The sequence below is a fragment of the Vibrio hangzhouensis genome (assembly GCF_900107935.1).
Classification (GTDB): domain Bacteria; phylum Pseudomonadota; class Gammaproteobacteria; order Enterobacterales; family Vibrionaceae; genus Vibrio; species Vibrio hangzhouensis.
This window is the reverse complement of sequence record NZ_FNVG01000010.1, coordinates 21947-44877: the sequence shown is the minus strand read 5'-3', so window position 1 is coordinate 44877 and position 22931 is coordinate 21947. Positions and strand designations below refer to the sequence as shown.

Annotated in this window: 17 protein-coding genes; 5 read left to right on the top strand and 12 right to left on the bottom strand. The window is 46.5% G+C overall.

The window, feature by feature from the left end; all coding sequences use genetic code 11:
* Window positions 1-112: 112 nt before the first annotated feature.
* The 5 genes from C4S60_RS11565 to hinT form a co-directional block, all read right to left on the bottom strand.
* Complete coding sequence (locus tag C4S60_RS11565; RefSeq protein WP_103880510.1) at window positions 113-955, bottom strand: phosphotransferase; 843 nt, start codon at window positions 953-955, stop codon at window positions 113-115.
* Between the two features lie 8 nt (window positions 956-963).
* Window positions 964-1554, bottom strand: a complete 591-nt coding sequence (gene lpoB / locus C4S60_RS11560) for a penicillin-binding protein activator LpoB (protein WP_103880509.1) — start codon at window positions 1552-1554, stop codon at window positions 964-966.
* 40 nt (window positions 1555-1594) lie between these two features.
* Complete coding sequence (locus C4S60_RS11555; protein ID WP_103880508.1) at window positions 1595-1987, bottom strand: YcfL family putative periplasmic lipoprotein; 393 nt, start codon at window positions 1985-1987, stop codon at window positions 1595-1597.
* On the bottom strand, window positions 1987-3384 hold the full coding sequence (locus C4S60_RS11550) for a COG3014 family protein (RefSeq protein ID WP_103880611.1): 1398 nt from the start codon (window positions 3382-3384) through the stop codon (window positions 1987-1989). Before C4S60_RS11550 ends, C4S60_RS11555 begins: the two co-directional genes overlap by 1 nt.
* An 84-nt stretch (window positions 3385-3468) precedes the next feature.
* Window positions 3469-3819, bottom strand: a complete 351-nt coding sequence (gene hinT / locus C4S60_RS11545; RefSeq protein WP_103880507.1) for a purine nucleoside phosphoramidase — start codon at window positions 3817-3819, stop codon at window positions 3469-3471.
* Window positions 3820-4241: 422 nt separating this feature from the next.
* On the opposite strand from hinT, the gene C4S60_RS11540 reads away from it, so the two are divergent.
* Both C4S60_RS11540 and C4S60_RS11535 read left to right on the top strand, forming a co-directional pair.
* A complete protein-coding gene (locus C4S60_RS11540) occupies window positions 4242-6233 on the top strand; it encodes a methyl-accepting chemotaxis protein (protein ID WP_103880506.1) in 1992 nt (663 codons plus the stop codon).
* 174 nt (window positions 6234-6407) lie between these two features.
* Window positions 6408-7580 (top strand): DUF1887 family protein, encoded by a 1173-nt coding sequence (locus C4S60_RS11535; protein WP_103880505.1) that lies wholly within the window; start codon window positions 6408-6410, stop codon window positions 7578-7580.
* A 70-nt stretch (window positions 7581-7650) separates the two neighbouring features.
* Here the strand turns inward: C4S60_RS11535 and C4S60_RS11530 are convergent, their stop codons facing one another.
* On the bottom strand, window positions 7651-8898 hold the full coding sequence (locus C4S60_RS11530) for an MFS transporter (RefSeq protein ID WP_103880504.1): 1248 nt from the start codon (window positions 8896-8898) through the stop codon (window positions 7651-7653).
* Between the two features lie 363 nt (window positions 8899-9261).
* Here C4S60_RS11530 and C4S60_RS11525 point away from each other — a divergent pair, with 363 nt between their 5' ends.
* Window positions 9262-10143, top strand: coding sequence for a LysR family transcriptional regulator (locus C4S60_RS11525; protein ID WP_103880503.1), 882 nt, complete (start codon window positions 9262-9264; stop codon window positions 10141-10143).
* 167 nt (window positions 10144-10310) lie between these two features.
* On the opposite strand, the gene C4S60_RS11520 is transcribed toward C4S60_RS11525, so the two are convergent.
* The 3 genes from C4S60_RS11520 to C4S60_RS11510 form a co-directional block, all read right to left on the bottom strand.
* On the bottom strand, window positions 10311-11687 hold the full coding sequence (locus tag C4S60_RS11520) for an aldehyde dehydrogenase (RefSeq protein ID WP_103880502.1): 1377 nt from the start codon (window positions 11685-11687) through the stop codon (window positions 10311-10313).
* A 98-nt stretch (window positions 11688-11785) separates the two neighbouring features.
* Entirely contained in the window at window positions 11786-12850 is a 1065-nt protein-coding gene (gene buk, locus C4S60_RS11515) for a butyrate kinase (RefSeq protein WP_103880501.1), read from the bottom strand.
* Window positions 12851-12887: 37 nt separating this feature from the next.
* Window positions 12888-13823 (bottom strand): bifunctional enoyl-CoA hydratase/phosphate acetyltransferase, encoded by a 936-nt coding sequence (locus C4S60_RS11510; protein ID WP_103880500.1) that lies wholly within the window; start codon window positions 13821-13823, stop codon window positions 12888-12890.
* Window positions 13824-14504: 681 nt separating this feature from the next.
* Here C4S60_RS11510 and C4S60_RS11505 point away from each other — a divergent pair.
* Window positions 14505-16022: a diaminopimelate decarboxylase family protein gene (locus C4S60_RS11505; RefSeq protein ID WP_103880499.1), complete on the top strand. Its 1518-nt coding sequence runs from the start codon at window positions 14505-14507 to the stop codon at window positions 16020-16022.
* A gap of 681 nt (window positions 16023-16703) precedes the next feature.
* Complete coding sequence (locus C4S60_RS11500) at window positions 16704-17960, top strand: MFS transporter (protein ID WP_103880498.1); 1257 nt, start codon at window positions 16704-16706, stop codon at window positions 17958-17960.
* A gap of 65 nt (window positions 17961-18025) precedes the next feature.
* Here C4S60_RS11500 and udp read toward each other — a convergent pair whose 3' ends face one another.
* From udp to C4S60_RS11485, 3 genes are all read right to left on the bottom strand, one after another.
* Window positions 18026-18784: a uridine phosphorylase gene (gene udp / locus C4S60_RS11495; RefSeq protein ID WP_103880497.1), complete on the bottom strand. Its 759-nt coding sequence runs from the start codon at window positions 18782-18784 to the stop codon at window positions 18026-18028.
* 219 nt (window positions 18785-19003) lie between these two features.
* Window positions 19004-21334 carry a zinc/cadmium/mercury/lead-transporting ATPase gene (locus C4S60_RS11490; RefSeq protein ID WP_103880496.1) on the bottom strand — a complete coding sequence of 777 codons (2331 nt, stop codon included), beginning with the start codon at window positions 21332-21334 and terminating at the stop codon, window positions 19004-19006.
* 69 nt (window positions 21335-21403) lie between these two features.
* Window positions 21404-22867 (bottom strand): MATE family efflux transporter, encoded by a 1464-nt coding sequence (locus tag C4S60_RS11485; protein WP_103880495.1) that lies wholly within the window; start codon window positions 22865-22867, stop codon window positions 21404-21406.
* Between the last annotated feature and the right edge of the window lie 64 nt (window positions 22868-22931).

The following is a 22931-nucleotide window of genomic DNA, read 5'->3' as shown; positions in this document are numbered from 1 at the left end:
ACCTCTCAATTTTTCCTTATTGGTACGCTTTCTTTAAATCTACCATGAAAGCCTTAGTTTCATAGGGGGTAAAATGAATTTTCGGAAAACATAACGCCAAACAGTGATCATCTCAACAGAATCGCTGATAAATCGCGTTAGCTTCGTTTAAAAAATCGTCGTTATTCCAGACCTGTGCCGCTAAAAGATACCAAAGCGATGCCATGACTTGTGCATGACGTTGCCAGATTGCCATATCCTCCTGCCAAGCCACAAAATCGATATGAGGCTGATAGCGCTGATAAATCTCGAGCCCTGTCTGAATGTCAACATCAAGCATATCTAACGTCATAACCAGATCCAGGGTCGGCGCAGCAACCGCCGCGTACTCCCAGTCTATCACCGCTAGTCCTCTATCCGTTTGCAGCAAATTGTGCACACCAAAATCAAAATGACACAATACTCGCTCCTGACAATGCAGTCGGGGTAATGTCCGATACTGCTGATACATATCTGTGTAATGACTTTTGATGTCTGCGCTTTTCAGTTGCTGCCAATAGTGGTCCACTTTTCTCTGGTAATCAAACTGACGTATCCCGGTTACAGGCACGGTTCGATGAATTTTCGCCAGCGCTTCTAGAATGGGCTCAAGTTGATTGGCTGCTGCTAAAGGTTCACCTTCCAGCCAACTCAATACCAAGCCTTGAGAAGAGTGAGCGATGACTTGATTGGTATCAATCAGATTGTGGGCATTTTCAATAACCGCGGACTCATTGCTACGGCAAACATCAAACACCACACAGTGAGGTGAGTTGGCGCGCCATATAACCCAACCATGTGACTGGGTACAAACTCGCCACGCTCGGTTGGTCAGACCGCCAGAAAGTGGAAGTGCCCCCAGGGGCACTTCGTTTAGAACTTGCGGTAATAGCGCCAAATCTGCAGACTGGCGCACTGCTTCGTTCCAGTTCAGCATGGCTGCAATTAAAGACCTAGCACAGAACGAGATTCTTGCTTACGAATCTCAGTTTCATCGGCCCATTCAATAAGCCCTGTCTCTAGATCCATTAGTCGCATCGTCATTTTGTAGTAAACGTCTTTGTCGCTACCTGCTTCTTTCACAATACTGCTCAGATTTCCGTAAAGCATATATTGTGCTCCAACCATCTTACCAAACTGAATCGCCGTGCTTTGATTCACCAACTCATCATTATTCTGGAAGTTCAGCTGCTCACGCACCGACTCAACTCGATCCATATCAACAAAACGGAACTTGCCGGAGTTCAACATTTTCGTGCTGATGGTGTCAGTAATAGACTCAGTATCAATATGCTCTGTGGTTTTGTTTTTGATGCGCTCGACAAATACAATTGGTCGACCGTCTCGAGTAATAGCGGCAACTGATCCAGACATCAGCATACTGTCAACCATGTCACCAGCAATTTTCTGCAGGTCCGTCGAGCCAAAATCGATCGTTGTCGTTTCAGTAGCCTGCGCGTCGCCGTAACTTACTTGATTTGAACAGCCGCCAAGAATGACTGCCATACCCAACAAAGCAATAATACTTTTCTTCATTTTGTTTCCTTAGTCTTACTTACTTTCCAACCAGTGGAAATTACTCATCCGCTCCGCGCAACTGCACACGGAATTCTTTACCATTCGGGTTTACTGACACCTCAGACAGGGTAATGGTTTCATCACCACGTAAGATTGCTCGCTTCCAGGGTGCCTGCTTGGTGTTGACTTCGAGCCCTTGCTCGTCGTACCAATAAAAGCGATATTGGATAATCTGGTCAATCGACGTTGTGTTAGAGAGTTTTACCACGGCTCTGGCATGGCCATTCGTGTCGATGGTTGAGATGTCATCAATTGAGAACTTATTACCCATCTGCTCGTCACCGTACAACACGGTTTGAGTCTGTCCTTCAATCTTGATACCTGTCGTTTTCTTTGATGCGCAACCAAATAGAGTCAAAAGGATCCCGAAGCTTACTAACCACTTTTTCATTACATTCTTCCTAATTGCTTATGCCATATACTGGCGCTTCCCCCTTGACGTGAAATCCACACCAAGGTGGTCTGTCTGTCTCTCACATCAAAAGTATAGTCCTGACCTGCCGCGGAAATCTGATGGGTACCCACCTTGACTGTCTCACTGGCGACATTTACTACGCCGGGCAGGGTTTGCCAACTGCGTGTATCGGGCTGTTCGGTTAACGTATTCCAAACATTAAAAATTAAGTTTCCGACATCGTCATCTTTGGCGGTGCTCTTACGTATCTGATCTTTCGCATACACCCTGAGAGCCTGACGGAGTAGTATTGTTGGCATGTTTTCCGAGAGTTGTTGCTGAGCCATCAGAGTCACATCCACCAGTTCATCTGAGGCAATTTTTTCACCATCAATCTCCAGCGCCGGATACTTTACACTCACACCTGGAACATAATAAGGTAAGGCGACCGTATAGAGCGCCGTGTTACCCCGACTGTCGTAAACTGGCAATGTGAGATTCCAGGATTGCATGGCGTTCACAATTCCCTGCTCCTCAAGTACGATGATTCGTCCTTCTCCCTGATTTAGGTTCGGACGATCGCCATATTGCTTTTTGAGTATAGCCAGGTCCTGATTGCGTCCAGAACGCTTGGCGACACGGATCACCGCATCAATAACCGCGTCGTTTTCTGGCGCAACAGCTAAAGCTCGTGTGTAATCAATGTACGCGCCATTGAGATCGTTAGAAGCCTCATACAGCAGTCCGGACAAGTACAAAAGATAACCATTTTGAACCGCTTTCAGTTTATCGCCGGCATCTGGGTAACGTGACAACACTGAGCCAATATTAGGATCAAGGCCTTTTTGCCTCATTGCCGATTCAGCCGAACGAAGAGCATTTTCCCGGGCTTTTCGCGCCCGTTCCTGGACCTGGTTTGCTCGCCTCACTTCGACCAGAGCCCCTTCAAGATCGTTGCGCTGTATATAGTTCAGACCGAGATAAAGATGAAGAAAGCCCAGTTCGTAGTCTGGCGGAACATATTCCGTGATATTGTCATTGATCGCCAATGCCCCAACACTAGTTGCCGTATCTGAAATAGAGATCAGGGCTTTGTCCTGTTGAACTCTAACAGCGCGGTCGCTCGCTTCAAGCGCTGATTTACTCTCTTTATATGACTCCGCCAAAAACGACACTCTGCCGCGCTCAAAATTATCAAGAATATCCCCAGCCACCACTTCTTTTGGTAGCGCAGATTGCGCTTTTTGGTACTGGCCGGTCTTTATCGCCTGATACACAATGACGTTTTGCTGAGTGTAGTGACTGAACAAATTACCTGCTGTCAGCCCGGCACATGCAGTCAATGTAGAGGCAACGGCAACGATGAATCCGTGTCTAATAAGACGTCTTAACATAAAGAATTTAAATAGTGACGTGAAATAACAAGGCATTGGCAACACGCAGAATAAAGATTACGCGTTGCCCAAACCTTTCGAAAGCTAGCTCATTAGCAGCGGGCCCAGCGGGCGACCACCAACAAGGTGCATGTGGATATGGTAAACCTCTTGTCCACCGTAAGAGTTACAGTTGACGATAAGGCGGTAGCCGTCTTCTGCGATGCCTTCTTCCTGGGCAATCTTTCTGGCGACAGTAAACATACGTCCCATCATCGCTTCGTCTTCTGCTTCAACGTCATTGACTGTAGGGATAAGTTTATTAGGAATGATCAACACATGGCTGGGTGCTCGAGGGTTAATGTCACGAAATGCAGTAACCAGATCGTCTTGATACAACACATCTGCTGGAATTTCTTTGCGAATAATCTTGCTAAAAATGGTTTCTTCAGCCATGAAGCTCTCCAATTGCCAAATGAAATGTATAGAGTCAGTCCTATTGGACTGTGATTATGAAAGTATGCACTAAGGCTAAGCCAATCACAATTTAAAGCGCCTTTAGATAGCTTACTGTTTTTCCTATTGTTCACTTCTCATACAGCACTCGTTTTTTAGTACACCACACCGGTAACAGTTCTCGACAAAACTCGCAGATTTATTACATTTTTGCCGGGTGCGTCATAAAACGTAACACTGCAACTCATATATATTTCAGATTTTGTTAATTCTAACGATATCAATCTATAAAAGAGACAAACGCGTAAGACCACCAGAAAGGCTCTCCCCCAAGCCGCCTGATAGTGCTCGGTTCTGCGCAAAGCGTCCAGTTAAATTTTGTATGACTTTTGTATTGCTGCAACACCGTTAGGGAGAGATATATGCAGGGTTCCGTTATCAGGCGAATGTACGCGGGCTTCACACTCATTGTCGTTTTATTTGTCATCACCATAGTGTTGATGCTAAGTGGAATGAACCAGATCCATCAATACTTTGGCTCTGTTTCAAAGTCCTCGTTACCTTTGGTTTCATTATCAAACCAAACCAGCGTGCAGTTGTTATCCGCTGATAAATCGTTTAAAGACTTTCTGACTACTCAGAATAAAGAAAGGATGAAGGTCCGCCGCGAAGAGTTTTCCAACTCAATGGGCAAATTCGACAGCGCATTGTCACAACTCGCTGAAGCCAGTTCAGGGTTTCCAGAGCTAGAAAGCCGTATTAGTGAACTGCGTGATGTACAAGCACGCTATAGCAGTGAAGCACAAGAGGCCATGGACAACTATCAATCCATGTTCGCAGCTCAGGAGCAAGTGCAACTTTCTACCCGTCGCTTTCAAAAACTTCACTCTGATCTTTCTGTGGGCATGAAAGAATACGTCGATGATGCATCAAGCATTTCGGTCAAAGTAATGGCGAAAAGCTACTTTATCAAATTGAAGGATGCAGAGCTCATCACCTCTGATGCTTTGGCGAGTAGCGATACTGCCTTTGTTCAAGAAGCAGTGAACAAGAACCGCAAGGCCGTGACTCACCTTAACTACGCCTACCGAGGTCTGGTGACTCAAATGCCAGAACTTAAAGACGTTTTTGAGGAATCCGTGGTCCAGTTCACTAAGGACATTGGTCAAAAAGGCGGTGTACTAGATCAGCACAACAACTATTTGATGGCTCGTGCTGCTTTGTATCAAAACATTGAAAACCTTGCTTTAGAAGTGGATGGGGCGATGGCAACGCTCAACGTGTTCAACGACACGGCGACGGCTAATCTAAATCAATCTCTTGTCGAAGCAGGCACAGTATATGACGAAGGTGTCATCAAAGCGATTGCCATAGGGTTGGTAGTGACTCTGGTCGCCGTAGGTATCGGTTACCATATTGCTCAAAGTGTGCGTCAGCCGCTGAATAGTACCCTGAAGACGCTAGAGAGCCTCACCGAAGGCGATATGACCCAGCGCATTGAAGTGAAGTACAACAATGAGTTCCGCCGCTTAGGTAACCACATTAATACGCTGGCTGACAGCCTTCACAACGTGTTGGTCAAGCTGAATGACGCCTCTGATAATCTGACTGAAACCGCAGGTAATAATCAAAACACCTCCGCCAGTGCACAAAGCCAACTGAGTGCCCAGCGAGAGCAAACAGCGAATGTTGCCACGGCAATGACGGAAATGTCTCACTCAGTACAGGAAGTGGCCAACAGCGCGCAGAGTTCACTGGAAAAAGTCCATCAAGTGGAGTCGGCTTCTGAGTCTGGACGTCAGATAATGAGCACCAATATCAGTACCATCAATCAACTTGAGGCCAGACTTAATGAATCGGTTGAAGCGGTGAGCGAACTACAGAAAATGAGCAGCCATATCGGTAGCATTCTGGATGTGATTCGCAATATCGCCGAGCAAACCAACTTACTTGCACTGAATGCGGCCATCGAAGCAGCCCGAGCGGGTGAACAAGGCCGAGGCTTCGCGGTTGTTGCCGACGAAGTTCGGGTTCTGGCTCAGAAAACCACTGAGTCGACCACTGAGATTGAGACTATGATCAGTAACCTGCAATCGAGCTCTAAGAGCGCAGGACAAGTGATTGAGAGCTGTATGCGTGATATGGAGCTGTCCGTCGAACAGGCTTCTAGCGCTAACGGTGCCATGGAAGAGATCCAGGCCCTCATTATCGAAATCAGTCAAATGAGTACTCACATTTCTCAGGCAGCAGCAGAACAAAGTGAGACCACTGTAGAGATCGCGAAAAACATTGAAGAGATCAACCACATTGCAGATGAGAGCTACCAGGCAATGTCGCAAATCGCTTCAACCAGCGAAAGTCTCACTAGTTTGGCAAACCAACAAGGAGAACTGGTACATCGATTCAAACTGTAGAATTGATGTAATAAGCAGGTAAATTCTTTTATAAAGAGCAAGTTTCCTGGAAACTTGCTCTTGTTTTTTTGCAGTGCTGGCATTATATCTTGGGTATGGCTTGCTTCACTTTTAAAATGACCCTGCGTCATACTCTCTTTTTCTTCAGCAAGCCAAAACGTTGAAGGAAACTTTATGGCCGTTCATGTAGGCATTATTGACCAAGATCCTATTCGCTTGGTGACTCCATTACTTGATGACCGCACTATCAGTCGTCATATCATCTTCATTGGTGATGAATCCCAATTTGAGATGTATGAGCGCCTCAACTCAGTGTTAGCCGAAAGAGACATCACCTCCGAATTCTTTGAAATTCCCAACATCGTCAATACCTCTGTTATTAAACACTCCATCCAGAACCTGGCAAAACAACTCAAAGAGAAAAACCTCGAAGTCAAACTGAATGCCAGCTGCGGCTTAAGACATCGATTACTCTCTGTTTATGAGGTGTTTCGTACTTACCACTGGCCTATCTTCGTTGTAGAGCCCAACAGCGACAAGATGTGCTGGCTGTATCCTGAAGGAGCAGAAGACGCTCAGGTTCAGGATCACATCACCATCGGTGATTATCTGACCATATTTGGTGCTCGCGGCGAATTCACCGACTATGATCTCCCTCCGCAGCTGGATAAAAAGCTTTATGAGTTGGGTGAGAAATGGGCAGGTAATGCTCTGGAATTAGGTCCGGGTCTCGCCACGCTTAACTACCTCGCAACCACTTGTCGTAAAGAACAGAAACTGGATGTCGAATTATCGGAAAAACAGCAGGGCTACCGTGAGCTCAATATGCTCATTAGTGACCTGGTAGAATCCGAAATTGCCAGTTATAACGATGGCGTACTGACCTTTATCAGCGAAGATGCACGTCGTTTTTCCAATGGCGAATGGCTTGAGAACCTGGTTCATAGTACCGTCAAGCAAATTCAGGATGATCTACCAACTATCCAGGATCGTTCCCTCAACGTACAGGTCTACCGTCAGCTTGGAGAGCGAGAAGTACGAAACGAGCTCGATGTGGCTTCAGTGGTGAACAATAAGCTGCATATCATTGAATGTAAGACCAAAGGTATGCGTGATGACGGCGATGATACCTTATATAAATTGGAATCACTACGTGACTTACTGGGTGGACTGCAGGCCCGAGCTATGCTCGTTAGTTTCCGACCATTACGACACAATGACATTACCCGTGCAGAAGACTTGGGGCTCGCACTTATCGGTCCTGATGAACTGAAAGATCTAAGATTACACCTCACTCTATGGTTTCAGGGCGCCGGGGGAATTGATGAGCTTTCTCAGCTCTCCTAACCAGGGACGAGACAAACAACCATAAAAAAGCTTGGCATTGGCCAAGCTTTTTTATTTACGTCGATTGAAATTAAACCGCAGCCTCTTGCTGCTTATGCTTTACCGACGCTTTGTGTTTTGCTCCCACAATCAGGATGCACACGTAAGAAGCCGCTGTTAGAACAAGAATTGAGAACGGCAGAGCAGCCCATCCAAATCCATCCACTGCGACACCACTGATAACACTGCCCAATCCGAAGCCAAGAGAGATAAAGAACATCATCAATCCTTGGGTCAAACCACCACCGACAAACGTCAAACGTGCTGCAATTGCCGGTGAGATCATGTCAGTTACTGTGATACCTTGCAGGTAAACCAGTACTAGCGCCAAAGGTAACACGTAGTGTAGAGACACGCCCATTTCTGCAATTAGGTACAATACAACGATCACGGCGATAGACGCGACAGCGGAAAGCTTGAACAAGCTTAAGTTACCGAAGCGAGTCACGAACTTTTCAGCACCAACCAGTACGACAAGTCCCAGAACAGAAGCCACTGAAAGGTTTGCAGCAGACAGTGACTGTGCCACACCGTAGGCATTTTCCAGTAAGTTCGGGTACTGAGCCTGAAACGCGCCCTGCCCTGCACACAAAAGACCTACAGCCAATAAGAACAAACCAAAGTTAGAGAAAACAACTTTCACAAAACCGACTTTTGGTGCGTCTTCTTCTGCTGCAGCTGCTGCAACCGCTTCTGCATTGTCCAGAATACGCTGTGCCGCTTTTTTATTGGTGAGCATGGTGATCACCATCAGTACAGCCACAATTGCCATCATTGCAGTAAAGCGAGCTTCGTAAGACCAGCCCATGTTAGTCACTGACGCAAGAGCAACACCAGACAACAAAGAACCAATAATCAATACTTGCGCCATTCGGCCCAGTTTCATCGCTTCAGTCTTAGCGTCATAACCAGCGAAGGTGATGAATACGGGGTTCAACATCAGTAGAATCGCAGAACCAGTACCAAAGAAGATAGATCCGATCGCCATAAGCGCAAAGTTTTCACCAGCTACCAGGAAGCTCGCACCAGCAATTAGATAAGCAACCATTCCAAACAATTGTGCAAGGCGGTGAGCTTTAAACTTGTCCGCGAGCATACCAATCAGCGGAGCAAAAAGGCCCGCCAAACCGAATAAACCCATTGCCAGACCAGCTTGTGTAGCACTACCCGTACGAGCAAGAATAAAGGAGGGTACCATCATTGGAATAAACACTATCTGCACAATACCGTATGCAAAGTGAGCTGAGAACCAGCCTTCCAAACCAAGTTTTTTCAACATCTTACAGACCTCTTGAGGTGATTACCCAACGCGCTACGGGTAAACAAATTAAACCACAGTAAAAAGATCCGTTTTCTACCGAGAATATGGCCACATTCTATTTATTAAGAAACCGATTTTATGGCATTGGGTCCTGATGACTCCCTGTTGTAATCCATAAAATCCGTGGGCCTATTAGTTCTGATAATGATATCAGTCTCCCTATAAAGGCGTAATAGCACCAACTTTCGAGTGTTAAGGATTACCTTCTCTCAGTGTCAGTTTTGTTATACTCTACGATGATGATAAGAAGAATAGTTGTAATTTACCCAAGCTAGTTGGGTATATACTTTGCCGCTAAATATTAAGGTAGGAGTTTGCCTTATGAACCTTACAAAACTTAGAGTTTTTGCCCTAACTGCGGAGCATGGTTCGTTAACCAAAGTCGCCAGTATTATGGGGAAGACACGTACCTCTCTCAGTATGGCGCTATCCAGTCTTGAGGATGAGCTGGGCGTAGAGTTATTTGAGCGTACCCGAAACCGCTTAGTGCTCAACGAAGCGGGGGCAGCATTGCTTCCTGACTGCAAGAACATACTTAAAATGGCGGAAAGTTTATATTCCAAAGCAGAACAATTCCGTCAGGGTGACAGCGACAAAATTCGAATAGCTTATGATGATACCTTACCCTCTAACTTCTGGCGTAAACAGTTAGTCGCGTTGTCGGATGCCTTTCCCCATGTTTCACTGACAGCCATTAAGGCGTCCAGTGCGGATATCCCAACATTAGTCAAAGAGAATCACGTCGATCTTGGCTACGGTCTGGTATTTAGTTCAGGTGACGATCCTCAGATAAAAGTACGTGCGCTGCACCGTATTCGTATGATGGCTGTATGCTCCCCTAAACATGAGCTTGCCAGACTCAACAGCGTTACCAGCACCGATATCAGTGCCCACCGACAGATCGTGCTTTCACATCTGTTTGAAGAAATTCATGAGGACTTTCGCCCGATATCAAGCAGTACGATCAGTTTCTCCAATTATCAGGAGGTGCTTGAAGCAGTGGTCGATAACCTAGGTTGGGCAATTATCCCAGAAACTCTGGTAAGGCAAGAGCTAAGACAAGAACACCTTGTCGTGGTCAGACATCCTAATGGCATGTATTTTGAGAGTTTTGGCGAAATGTCTCGTCCTAACGATCAAACGGTCGAAACACGTCAGTCGCTGATTGATGGAATCGAAGAAGGTATTTACGATTTGTTTTAAGAAATGGTTCTATGGTTCTATGGTTCTTGTACATTTATTTTTTTGTGGGCTCGAAGTCAAGTCACTCTCCCCCAAAGGGCCACAGGACCCAGGTCCGCTCTTTTTAATGCAAAAAGCCGAAGCAAATGCTTCGGCTTTTTTTCGTTATATCGATTGGGGTAAATCGATTAAACGATGCGCAGACCGCCTTGAGCGATTGCGAAACGACGTGCACGAGTGAACGAGTACGCGTTTGTGATACCTTCACCAGTAGGACCTGCGATTGTGAACGTTGAAGTACCTTCAGCGTTGTAACCTACACCAGATAGTGTTGGACCGTTGTGAGCAAAGATAGTTGTGTTGATAGCACGACCGAACTTAGTTACGTTCTCGATGTTACCAGAGTAGATACATGCAGAGTGCTTGTTACCACGCTCAGCAGCAACTGCGCGCTCGATAGCTTCGTCGATGTTCGCACAACGAACAACTGGAAGTACTGGCATCATTTGCTCTACGTGTACTAGTGGGTGATCGTTCTCAACAACCATAACCGCTAGACGAGTCTCAGACTCAACGCCGATAGACTTAAGGATTTCACCTGCGTCTTGACCAACGTGTTGCTTAACTGGGTGCCATACGCGAGCAATTTCTTGCGCAGTACATGGCTTAGCACCGTCGATTTCGTCCATAGTTAGGATTTGTGCAGTTAGCTTCTCAGCTTCTTCTGCAGAAAGAACGTAAGCGCCAGTTGCTTCTAGCTTAGCCAGGAACTCGTCCGCTACTGAATCTTCAACGAATACTTCTTTCTCACCGATACATAGTAGGTTGTTATCGAAAGATGCACCGCCGTAAACGCCAGCCGCAGCTAGGTCTAGGTTAGCAGAAGCATCAACGATTACAGGAGGGTTACCAGCGCCAGCGCCTACACCTTTCTTACCAGATTGTAGGATTGCTTTAACCAGACCAGGGCCACCAGTACCAACTAGCATGTTAACTAGTGGAGATTTAGCGATTTCGTTAAGAGTTTCTAGAGTTGGCTCCTTAACCATAGTGACTAGGTTAGCTGGGCCGCCTGCTTCAACGATAGTCTTGTTTAGAAGATCGATCATTACCGCAGAAACTACTTTAGAAGATGGGTGAACGTTGAACGTTACCGCGTTACCAGACGCTAGCATAGAGATCGCGTTGTTAACGATAGTTTCAGTTGGGTTAGTTACAGGAGTAACAGCACCGATAACACCGTATGGTGCACGCTCTTCCAGAGAGATACCGTTGTCGCCAGACCATACTTTAGTTTCTAGAACTTCAGTACCTGGTGTCTTAGCAGCTGTAAGCTGGTGTTTAGCGATCTTGTCTTCAACACGACCTAGTTTAGTTTCTTCACGAACCATCTTCGCGAAGTCTTCAGCTTTAGCTAGAACTGCACCACGGATAGCAGTAAGGATAGCTTCACGGCCTTCTTTAGTAGAGTTAGCGTAGAACTCAACTTGAGCTTTGTGAGTTGCTTCGATTGCAGCTTCTACAGTTTCGAAAACGCCTTGTGCGTTGTTGATATCGAATGACATTATAATTACCTTCTGTAAAGTATTCAGTGGCAAGCCACTTTTAAAGAGCAAGCTTAAAGCCTGCTCCTAATCTTTATTCAATTAAGCGACGCTATTAATTAAGCGTAAGTTTGAGCAGCTTCTTCGCCGTTCACTACACGTAGCGTACCTAGTACTAGTGCTTCTAGCTCAACTTCACCTGGGAACTTAGTTACAGGAGCGATGAACTCAACGCGCTTAGTGATTTCAGCTGTGATGTATTTGCTGTATGCGATACCGCCAGTTAGCAGGATACCGTCAACTTTTTCACCGCCGAATACCGCGCCCATAGCAGCGATCTGCTTAGAAACCTGGTAAGCCATAGCGTCTGTTACTAGTTTGAACTCAGCGTCGCCAGCTTCAGCTTTCTCTTCGATTTCACGCATGTCGATGCTACCTGTGTAGCTGAATGCGCCGCCTTTACCTTGGATGAATGCTTTCATCTCAGCGTGTGTGTACTCACCGCTGAAGCAGATATCGATTAGCTCGCGAGTTGGTAGGTCACCAGAACGCTCTGGAGTGAATGGACCTTCAGAAACTGCGTCGTTTACGTCAACAGTTTGGCCACCCATGTGAGCACCTACAGTGATACCGCCGCCCATGTGACAAACGATAACGTTCACGTCTTCGTACTTCTTGCCTTGCTCTTCAGCGAATTTACGCGCGATAGCTTTTTGGTTAAGAGCGTGGAAACGACCCTTACGCTTGATAGCTTTGTGGCCAGAGAAAGACGCTAGCTCAGATAGCTCGTAAGTTACTGGTGCATCAGTGAAGAATGCTTCGATGCCGTTCTCATCAGCGATTTCTTTACCGATGATGCCCGCAAGGCTAGCTGGGTGTTGGATTTGCGCTTCTAGAAGGTCTGCGATTACTGCATCGTCAACCTTGTAAGTACCGCCAGCGATTGGCTTAAGAACACCACCGCGACAAGCAACAGCGTTTAGCTCAGAAGCTTTAACACCTGCTTCTTCTAGAGCCGCTAGAATGGCTTCTTTACGGAATTCTTTTTGGTTTGCAACAACTGCACCGAATGGCGCTAGCTCTTCAGCGCTGTGACGTAGCGTTTTCTCGAACAGTTCAGTTGTACCTTCGAAAAGACCGATTTTTGTAGACGTAGAGCCTGGGTTGATAGCTAGAATTTTCATCACTTATAAACCTAAATTAAGTTATTGCTATTTGTAATTAAGCAGTTGCTTCTGCTGTTTCTTTCTGTTGGCTTAGAGCAGCAACAGAACACGCAAGCGCGATAGATACTGTCTTCTCTGCTTCACCGTCTGCACGAGAAACAAGAACAACAGGAATACGGGCACCAAGTAGAACACCAGCCATGCTGAAACCAGCCATGTACTGAAGTGCTTTAGCAAACACGTTGCCTACTTCGATGTTAGGAACCATTAAGATATCTGCGTTACCTGCAACTGGAGACTCGTAGCCTTTCAGGTTTGCAGCGTATTGGGATACCGCGATATCCAGAGAGATAGGACCAGAAACGATACAACCTTCGATTTCACCGTTTTGGTTCATTTTTTGAAGCTCAGCCGCGTCCATAGTCGCTGGCATCTTGTCGTATGGCTTCTCTTTTGCACATAGGTTAGCCACTTTAGGCTCTTCGATGCCAACAGAGTGCGCCAGGCTCACTGCGTTTTTGATGATGCCTGCTTTTTGCTCAAGCGTTGGCATGATGTTCATCGCTGCGTCAGTGAACACATGGAAGCTGTCACCGCCTTCTTTAAATAGAACACCTGCGTGGCTAAGAACGTTACCAGTGCGCAGGCCGTGTTCTTTCTTAAGTACTTCTTTTAGTAGAACTGAAGTGTCGATCAGACCCTTCATTAGTAGGTCGCCTTTACCTTCAGCAATAGCCGTAACAGACGCTGTTGCAATTGCTTCCAGGCCGTCTGCTTCGATGATTTCGAAGTTAGCAAGATCAACATTTGCTTTTTCAGCAGCTTCGTTGATTAGCGCACGTTCACCAACAAGAATAACGTCAGCCATACCTTCTTGGAATGCATTGTTTGCTGCATCTAACGTTGCATCGTCGTGTGCTGCCGCAACAACCATACGCTGTTTTTTGCCGAACTTTTTAGCTTGCTGAATAAAGAAGTCTTTATTGTACATAGAGGCGATACCTTTTAATTAAGAAGAAGGCCTAACACCTTCTTTCTACTTTTCGATAAACACTTATCAGAGGGAATAATCAGTCATTGTGGAGCAATTAAGTCGATTATTTCGCAACCCTTTCAAAGGATGGAATTAATTTATCTTAGGTATCGTCTAAATAAATTTCACTCAGAGTCAGTTTTTTTGACCGCTTTACGGTAACAACTATTTGACCGTGAATGCATGAGCTTGTTACGTATAATTCCGAGCAATATTTGGCGATCTGGTTCACAAAAAAACACGATTAGCGATGAGTTCATTCAAAAAAAAGTCATCAAGTAATTGAGGTAACACTGTACATTATTGGGGTATGTTACTTAAAAAGATCAGGTAACAGTTAAAGTAAATCATGGTATCAACCATCATTATAAGTAGAAGGGATTAAATAAATTTTCTTCAAGAATAGTGAGCGGACCCAACACAATATTCACACCATGAATAACTCAATTGACAGGAGCAAGATAAATTACCGATTTAGAGTAAGATTTTTTGACGCTGAGTGATGTGCTTGTTTTTGGGCTCTCTGGATATACTTGTCGCCAGTTAATCAATACCGTATTTGCAGTAAGCCCCTGATACAGGCGCAATATTGGGAATACCAAATTATAACAATCATTGACTAAACAGTAAGGGTCGAAGATGACAATTCAAAATCGCTTAGAAGAAAGTGTAAACAACCTTAGCGTAGTGCTTGAAGAACAAAAGCAACTACTTGCTGAACATAAAGCAAACCAGAACTATGCTGAGCGTCTGCAAAACCTTCTAACTCCAACCGATGAGCTAACCACTGAAGGTGATGATCTTTTCATCGGTGGCTGTAAAGCAACTGACCTGATCGAACAGTATGGCAGCCCACTTTTCGTTCTAAGCGAAGACACGCTGCGTGGCAACCTACGCCGCGTTAAGAACGCATTTGGCAACTACTGGCCAAAACCAGTGAACGTGATGTTCGCTATCAAATCGAACACTAACTTCGCAGTTCGTGCTATTTGTAACGAAGAAGGCGTTGGCGGTGACTGTTTTGGTCCTGGCGAAGTAGAAGCAACTCGCATCGGTGGCGCAGATCCAAAGACTATTGCACTTAACGGTACAGTTAAGCCTGAACTTGCTATTCGCAAAGCAATCGAATATGGCTATGCAATCCATCTGGATTCTTTCGAAGAAATTGAAATCGTAGAGCGTATCGCTCGCGAAGTGAAGCCATCTGAGAAAGTACGTATCGCAGTTCGTCTAAAAGTGCTTCCAGAAGATTTCTTCAATGACTTCGAACCTGATGCATATCCATTCCCTAACTTCATTGGTGCAATGAAGTGGATTAAATTTGGTCTTCTACGTGAAGAAGCGAAGAAAATCGTTAACCGTGTTAAAGAAATCGACATCTTTGAATTCTACGGTTTCCACACTCACCTGGGTCGTTTCTCTAAACAGCCTGAAGGTTGGGATGCGCTGTACCGTCAATACGCTCGTGACGTAATCGAAATTTCTCGTGACTGTGGTGTTCAACCGTTCCAGGTTGACCTAGGTGGTGGTTGGCCACGCGAGCGTGAGCCTGAGTGCCGTAGCAAAGAACACATGATGAACCCTCACACTATTGAAGATTACGCGAAAGTTGTTTGTGAAGGTATGTTGGATGAGTTCAACAAGGCAAACTTCGACCTGCCACAACTTTGGTTAGAGCCAGGTCGCTACATCGCAGGTAACATCGGTACACTTCTGACTTCTGTATACGTCGTTAAAGATGATCAAGAGATGGATTACACGTACACCATGGTTGATGCGTCAACTTACCTTGCTGTACTTGTTGAATCTCAAGAGTCTAAGAACCCTGTTCTGCCAGCAAACAAGATGACTCAGCCTCTAGTGAACAAGACGACTGAAATCGCAGGTCCAATCTGTATCCCATCAATCTGGGAAAGCGGCGCACGCATGCCTAAGCTAGAGCCAAAAGACGTTCTGGCTATCATGGATGTAGGTCACTATGCAGAATCTCAAGCTAGTCAGTTCAACTCACTGCCTCGTCCAGCAACTGTGCTAGTTAAAGACGGTCAGGCTGAGCTTATCAAGCGCGCAGAAACCGTTGAAGACGTATTTGCCACACAGATCCTTCCAGAGCGTCTAAAAGCTAAAGCGACAGCAAAAAAAACTGCTAAGGCGTAAGCTTTAACCCATTGGGAACAGGCACCTCTTGCGAATGCAAGGAGTGGTACTAATTTGAGGTCTGGCGTTTATGCCAGACCTTTTTCATTTCTGCTAATTAAAATTACCAGCGTCAGTACAACAATTTTCTAGCCCAATCTTCTATCAAGTTTCCACTACTCTCATTAATAAAATAAATTCACTATCGTTTTTGGCAATCAACCATAAGACAATTTAATACATCAGGCCACATTCTAAATGGCAGGCGAATAGAAGCACAATCTATCATTTCCACTATTATTTTACATATAAATAACATATTAATTTACTATTAATATGCGTTCTAATAAGTCAATGACAACATCGAAATCGTCATAGATTGTTTTTAATAATATTGAGACATGGAGCGTGTTCTAGCTATTCCTTGTACCTATTTAAGGTATATCCAACTTTTATTAGTATAGCTAAGTTAATAGTCAATTAGCCAAGTGAAGTCACCTGTCCTGATTTGACCAAAAATGTTATTAACATATGTGTCGGCTAGGATTATTCACTAAGGAGCATTGAATCTCACGGCTAAATACATAACAAAAGTAACTTGGCCAAATCGGCTAAATAATGACCCAGAAGGATGCATGTTGAAATTTTGTTTTGGTCTGATGAATATTCAATAGACCAGCGAAAGGGAAACGCAGAATTGCTATGCTAAAAAATCTATTCAATAAACTAGGAATCGAACTTTGGTTCTCGGCACACCTTGCTTACGGTTTTGTGCAACTTGTTTTTATACCTATCGTCATGCCTGCCTTTGTTGCAGAGCGAACAGGGAGTTTTGCGAACGCTGGCTTAGCCATGGGCTTCTTTGGTGTGGCTGGTCTTGCTGCGCCACTGATCGGCTTACTGGCTGACAAATATAAGGCCCACCGTTTAGCCCAGTTCCTCGGTATGGTTGCTTATGTGATCGCTGGCTTCTGTTACATCGCCTCAGGCACAGACTTCACCATGATGTCAGTGGGCTCTGTGTTCTTTGGTCTGGGTTCCGCGACGCTACTGATGCTTAACCCTGTTTTCATCGCCTTTGCTGGTTATGACAACAAGACCGAAGCACTCAAACTAGGACGTATGGCTCAGGCGGCCATCATAGGCACCCTTGTGGGTGGTGGTGTTCTGGCGGCTTTGACTGACGGTGGTTTTGGCTATGAAACCAGTTTTTACACTATGATGGGAACCGTGGTAGTTCTTGCTGTGATTACTTTCCTGACCAACAAAGAAGCAGGTCAGCGAGTACTGGATACTGCCGAAGCTCGTGATAAAGCAGCGGCAAAAGAGTCACAAGAAAAAGTAAATCTACTGCGTGTTATTTTCTCTAAGTTCGGTCTGTTTCTATTCGCCGTAGCAGCATTGTGCGCCGGCCAAGGTGCCTTCCAGGCGCAGTTTCCGAACTTGATGAAAAATGCATTTACCGTATCCGAAGCGGTATCTGCAACCAGCCTGTCAATCTCTGCTGTATTGGGTCTGCTTGTGGTACTCGGTGCCGAGAAGTTCTCCGCCAAGTTTGGTCCAGTCGCCCTGTTCAGACTGTGTACTGTCGCCTCAATTGCAGTCGTCGGCGCCTTGTACTTTATTGCTGAGTTCCAAATCATTCCAAGCATCGTACTGCCAGTCGCACTAGTTATTATTTACCTACAGGGTATTACCGTTACCGACATGTGCTCACCTGCGGTTGCCTCTCGCCTAACGCGTGTTGGTGCGGGTTATACTCAGGGGCTAATGATGTTCTTCATCTCGATTGGTTTTGCTACAGGTAGTGCAATCAGCGGCTTCACTGTTGAATCTTTTAGCTGGAGCGCGCTACCAGTGGCAATTGGTGTACTGACTGTTGTCGCATTCCTATGTATTTGGGCGGTGACACGTAGCGATAAACAAGCCGACCACGCAACTACGACTAAGCATGCTTAATCGCAACGAATAATGCGTATCAAAAAAAACCTCCCGGGAAGGAGGTTTTTTTATGGTCATTGTGGCTAAATGAGCTTGCGAGCAGCTTCAACTACCACCTTAATTGAGCGAGTTTCCGCTTGCTTCAATGTGTCATGATCCGGTGTTTCTTTTTGAGTTCGGTTAATGATGACACCCGCTACGCAACCGGCTTTCAAACCAGAGCTTGCACACATGGTCAACAGAGTTGCCGATTCCATCTCAAAATTCAGCACGCCCATCTCCTGCCATTCTTTCATAGAACCCTGGAATCGACGAACGACGCGGCCGGAGAAAGTATCATAACGCTCCTGGCCTGGATAGAAAGTATCACTTGAAGCAGTAACACCTGTATGTACGGTTGAGCCGGCTTCGATTGCGGCTTGTTTCATCGCTGTCGCTACATCGAAATCAGCAACTGCAGGGAACTCCATTGGCGCAAAATGCAAACTCGCACCGTCCAGTCGTACCGAACCTGTTGTTACAATCATATCGCCGACATTCACATCAGGCTGGATCGCACCAGTGGTACCCACACGAAGGAACGTACGCACACCTAACTGAGCTAATTCTTCAACCGCAATCGATGTTGATGGGCCGCCAATACCTGTAGAACAAACAACAACGGGTTTACCGTCTAGTTTCGCTCGATAAACTGTGTACTCACGTTGACTTGCCAAAAATTCTGGCTCGTCCATTAGCTCTGCGATCTTTTGAACTCGAGCTGGGTCACCAGGAATAATCGCTAACGTAGCGCCTTGTAGATCTTCTTTATTTACACCTAGGTGGAAAACAGCTTGGGACATGGGGGACTCCTTTTGTCTCTTGGATATGGCTTAAAGCTTATAAGATACCGTCACATTTAAACGTACACAGATCACACTTTAATTATGTAACAAGAGTATCATTTCAAATAAAAACGGTTTGCATCACACTTTTATTGGTTATTCGCTGACTATTTGCACGTGGAACCCTAAATCGTTCACAAAAAAACCGCTCCAAAGAGCGGCTTTTGCCATCTAGTATCAATCCAATCGGGACTTGTGTCTCAGCAACCGTAGAGCGTTGAGTGTCACGATGGCGGTGGCACCACTATCCGCAAGCACTGCAACCCAAAGCCCGGTGATCCCCAACAAGCTCGTCACCAGAAATACCCCTTTTAACCCCAAGGCAAGCGCTACGTTTTGTTTTATATTGGTGAGTGTTGCTCTAGACAGTTCAATCATTGCCGGAAGTTCACTTAAACGATTGTGGGTCAAGGCCGCGTCCGCCGTTTCCAGAGCCACATCGGTTCCCCCTCCCATTGCAATACCAATATTGGCCGCTTTCATCGCGGGCGCATCATTAATTCCGTCTCCCACCATGGCGACTCGGCGGCCTTGTGCCAGTTGGTTAACAAAAGCCACTTTGTCCGCGGGCAGTAAGCTGGCTTGATATTTCATACCCAGTGGCGTTGCTATTGCGTGCGCACTGCGAGCGTTGTCGCCGGTGAGCATAATGCTATTCACCCCGAGTGCCGTTAACTTAGACACAGCTTCTGATGCATCCCGACGAACTTCATCCTGCCAGGCAATAACAGCTTTAACTGTTTGTTCCGATACAAGTACCACCACCGTTTTGCCACCAGCCTCAAGATCGGCAACCGTCTGGCTCTCCTGTTGGGAAAGAGTAAAGTTTAGTTTGCTAGGGGCACAAAGTGTCCATTTGCACCCTGCCACGACCCCTTCAATACCGACTCCAACCAACGCGGTTTTTTCGCGGGCCTCTGGGATCGGGATATTGAGCTGTTCAACATGCTTAATCAAAGAGGTGGCTAGCGGATGGTTAGAGCCTTGTTCTACCGAGGCTGCAATGGCCAGCACTTGATGCACGTCAAGATCATCCATTGCCATCACGTCGGTAACCTGAGGTTTGCCCAATGTTAAAGTGCCAGTCTTATCAAAAGCGATGGTTTCTACATTGCCCAGCTGTTCTAGTGCAGCGCCACCTTTAATTAATGCGCCACGTTTGGATGCTGCAGCAAGACCCGAGGTAATCGCAGCGGGCGTCGAAATCACCAGCGCACAAGGACATGCAATTAACAGTAAAGCTAATCCACGATAGACCCATGTTTCCCAAGGCTGTGCAAACAAGAGTGGTGGTGTGATGATAACCAACAGCGATACCAGCATCATGAGCGGGGTATACCAACGACTGAATTTATCGAGAAAGCGCTCTATCGGCGCCTTACGTGATTCTGCCTCTTCGATAAGATGCAAAATTCTGTCTATGGCGTTTTCGCCTTGTTTCGATGTGACTTTGAGTCGAACCACTTTGTCCGCCAGGACAGCCCCCGCCATTACCGTTTCACCCAGCTGGCGCTCCACCGGAACCGATTCTCCGGTCAGTGCGCTTTCATCAAAACTGGCATTTGAGCTGAGTAAGGCGCCATCGGCAGGCATGCGATCACCTGGAGCCACCTCGATGATATCACCCGGCATAAGGGCAGAGGCACTTTTGGTCCGGCGCTGCTCGTCAATTATGACCGTCGCCTCTTCCGGTACCAGAGACATTAATGCCTGTACCCCGCTGCGAGCTCTGGATGCAGCAAACGCTTCGAGACGTTCGCCGATTAAAAACAGCAGGAGCACCATCGCGGCTTCCACCGTCTCACCTAAATACAGTGCACCAACCGCTGCCACGCTCATTAAGGTTTCAATCGCGAATGGAGTACCGGATTTTGCCAACTTAAATGCTTTGGAAGCAATCGGTATAAGCCCCAAAATGCAAGTGAGGGTAAACAGCCATTCACTGAGTTGCGGATAGCGGCTTTGGGCAAGCGCTGCGATAATCATACCAGCTGAAATAGATAGGATATGAACATTATCTTTCAGTGTTTTGTTCCAGCCAGTGAGCGGCTTTTGCTGCGTCATTTGTTGTCCTGGACTGCCATCGAGTGAGCTGAGCGTAAACCCCGCATCAACGACTGCCGATTCCACTTGATGAAACATGTCGACATGGTTAACTCTGACCACCAATTTCTCAGTGGCGAATAACACCTTGGTACTCACCACACCAGCAAGCTTGTTAGTGGCTGTCTCGACCTTTCTGGCGCACGACGGACAGTCCATACCATTCACTCGCCAGGTCTTGAGTAACCCCGCGTGTTCCGTATCGTCCGAATTGTCTGATTGAGGACCGGAGGCCGCCGGCTCCTCTGGTTCCGGATCACAGCAATCACTGGTCGCGCTACAACAGCCGGATGAAGTGTCACTATTGATTGCAGTTGTCGTAAGCGTCGGTGCTGCGCAACTATCACCAGCGGGACGAATAGCACTGATGGTTTGTGAGCTGCACGCTTTATGTTTGGTACACATGAGATTCTCCTTAACATATCCTACATCTCAAGTGTAAACCTTGGAGTTAGCTCCAAGGTCAAGAAAAACTTATCTAGATATGGTCGACGATTCCAGCTCTTCTTCCATCTGGCTCACCTCTCCCATCAGGACGGGATCCTGGGTCGTAAAGGGCTGGGAGTTGACGCAAACAAGACTCGGGTCTTCGCCTTTTGCGCATTCGCCTGTCTCACGAAGCTCGGATATATGAAACTTCAGCACAATATAGCCAAGGACACCGAATACGATATTGCCAAAAGCCTGACCATACAGCACACCCAGTGCCCCAAACCATAAAGAACCCAAATAAACAAAAGGAAGCGTTCCAAGGGTGGCTTTGCCAAGATTTAGTGCCGTCGAATAAAGCGGCTTGCCCAAATTATTGAAGGAAGTATTGGCGACAAACAGCACACCGTTAAAAACAAAAGTAATGGCGACATAGGTGGCGAATGCTGACACGATCAGCGCCGCGTCACCTGTCAACGAAAAAGCACCGATGAGAGGTTGTTGGATTAAATACAGTATCACGCACACCAACACCGTATAGAGAGTCGTGACGATTAATGAGTTTCGTAATGTCTCCTCAACCCGGTCGATTTTCACCGCGCCGTAATTCTGACCAATGATCGGGCCGACGGCTCCAGACAGAGCGAAAATAAACGCAAAGCAAACGGGAGTAATTCGTCCGATCACCGCATAGCCGGCGACAAACGCTTCCCCGTACTGCGCTATGGCAGTGGTCACTATGGCATTCCCAATCGGTGTCGCGGTATTGGTGACAATAGCAGGTAACGCAATGGCCAGCATAACTCTCGCGTCCATTGATAACTGCGACCACTTAGGCCTGGCAAGCAGACGATGAATGCGCAGCAGTGGCATAAAGGAAAAGTAGAACACCGCGAAGCGTGCAACCACCGATGCGGCGGCGGCGCCTTCCACGTTCCAATCGAATCCAAAGATAAAAATCGGGTCAAGGATTGCGTTGACAATACCGCCAGACAGAGTTGCCCACATAGAGCGTTTGGCATCACCCGCTGCTCGCAGGCCCGCACCACTGGCCATTCCCAAAGCAATAAGCGGTGTACTGGGTAACAATATCCACAAATAGGCCGTTGCCCTTTCGTGAGCGCGTCCTTCAGCGCCAATCGCCGTCAACATTTCGGGAATATAGAGACACATTACCCCTGTGACAATGGCACTGATAAAAAACGCTATCACCAGTACACTTCCGCCTATTCGTCTGGCGTAATCGAAATGCTTTGCTCCGATCGCCTTCGACATCAGGGCTCCCATAGCAATAGAAGTACCGATACAAACCGACGTAGCAAAAAACGTCAACGTCCCAGCAAAACCCACTGCGGCAGCCAGTTCTGCCTGACCCAACATACTGATAAACAGCATGTCCAGCAGGTCAACCAAAAATATGGCCATAATACCAACGGTAGAGGTACCCGACATCACGAGAATATGCCGCATTGTTGAGCCTTCAACAAATTTCGCCGACTGTTCAGTCATGTGAATCCTTTCGCTTTATAACAACAAAAGGGCGCCGCAGCGCCCAGAGAAGATCAGAAATAAA

Coding starts and splice junctions, on each gene's coding strand:
- C4S60_RS11520 (WP_103880502.1), bottom strand. CDS start 11,687: ATGTCATTCGATATCAACAACGCACAAGGCGTTTTCGAAACTGTAGAA.
- C4S60_RS11525 (WP_103880503.1), top strand. CDS start 9,262: ATGAACCTTACAAAACTTAGAGTTTTTGCCCTAACTGCGGAGCATGGT.
- hinT (WP_103880507.1), bottom strand. CDS start 3,819: ATGGCTGAAGAAACCATTTTTAGCAAGATTATTCGCAAAGAAATTCCA.
- C4S60_RS11490 (WP_103880496.1), bottom strand. CDS start 21,334: ATGTGTACCAAACATAAAGCGTGCAGCTCACAAACCATCAGTGCTATT.
- C4S60_RS11485 (WP_103880495.1), bottom strand. CDS start 22,867: ATGACTGAACAGTCGGCGAAATTTGTTGAAGGCTCAACAATGCGGCAT.
- C4S60_RS11550 (WP_103880611.1), bottom strand. CDS start 3,384: ATGTTAAGACGTCTTATTAGACACGGATTCATCGTTGCCGTTGCCTCT.
- C4S60_RS11510 (WP_103880500.1), bottom strand. CDS start 13,823: ATGTACAATAAAGACTTCTTTATTCAGCAAGCTAAAAAGTTCGGCAAA.
- C4S60_RS11540 (WP_103880506.1), top strand. CDS start 4,242: ATGCAGGGTTCCGTTATCAGGCGAATGTACGCGGGCTTCACACTCATT.
- C4S60_RS11505 (WP_103880499.1), top strand. CDS start 14,505: ATGACAATTCAAAATCGCTTAGAAGAAAGTGTAAACAACCTTAGCGTA.
- C4S60_RS11565 (WP_103880510.1), bottom strand. CDS start 955: ATGCTGAACTGGAACGAAGCAGTGCGCCAGTCTGCAGATTTGGCGCTA.
- C4S60_RS11530 (WP_103880504.1), bottom strand. CDS start 8,898: ATGTTGAAAAAACTTGGTTTGGAAGGCTGGTTCTCAGCTCACTTTGCA.
- C4S60_RS11555 (WP_103880508.1), bottom strand. CDS start 1,987: ATGAAAAAGTGGTTAGTAAGCTTCGGGATCCTTTTGACTCTATTTGGT.
- lpoB (WP_103880509.1), bottom strand. CDS start 1,554: ATGAAGAAAAGTATTATTGCTTTGTTGGGTATGGCAGTCATTCTTGGC.
- buk (WP_103880501.1), bottom strand. CDS start 12,850: ATGAAAATTCTAGCTATCAACCCAGGCTCTACGTCTACAAAAATCGGT.
- C4S60_RS11535 (WP_103880505.1), top strand. CDS start 6,408: ATGGCCGTTCATGTAGGCATTATTGACCAAGATCCTATTCGCTTGGTG.
- C4S60_RS11500 (WP_103880498.1), top strand. CDS start 16,704: ATGCTAAAAAATCTATTCAATAAACTAGGAATCGAACTTTGGTTCTCG.
- udp (WP_103880497.1), bottom strand. CDS start 18,784: ATGTCCCAAGCTGTTTTCCACCTAGGTGTAAATAAAGAAGATCTACAA.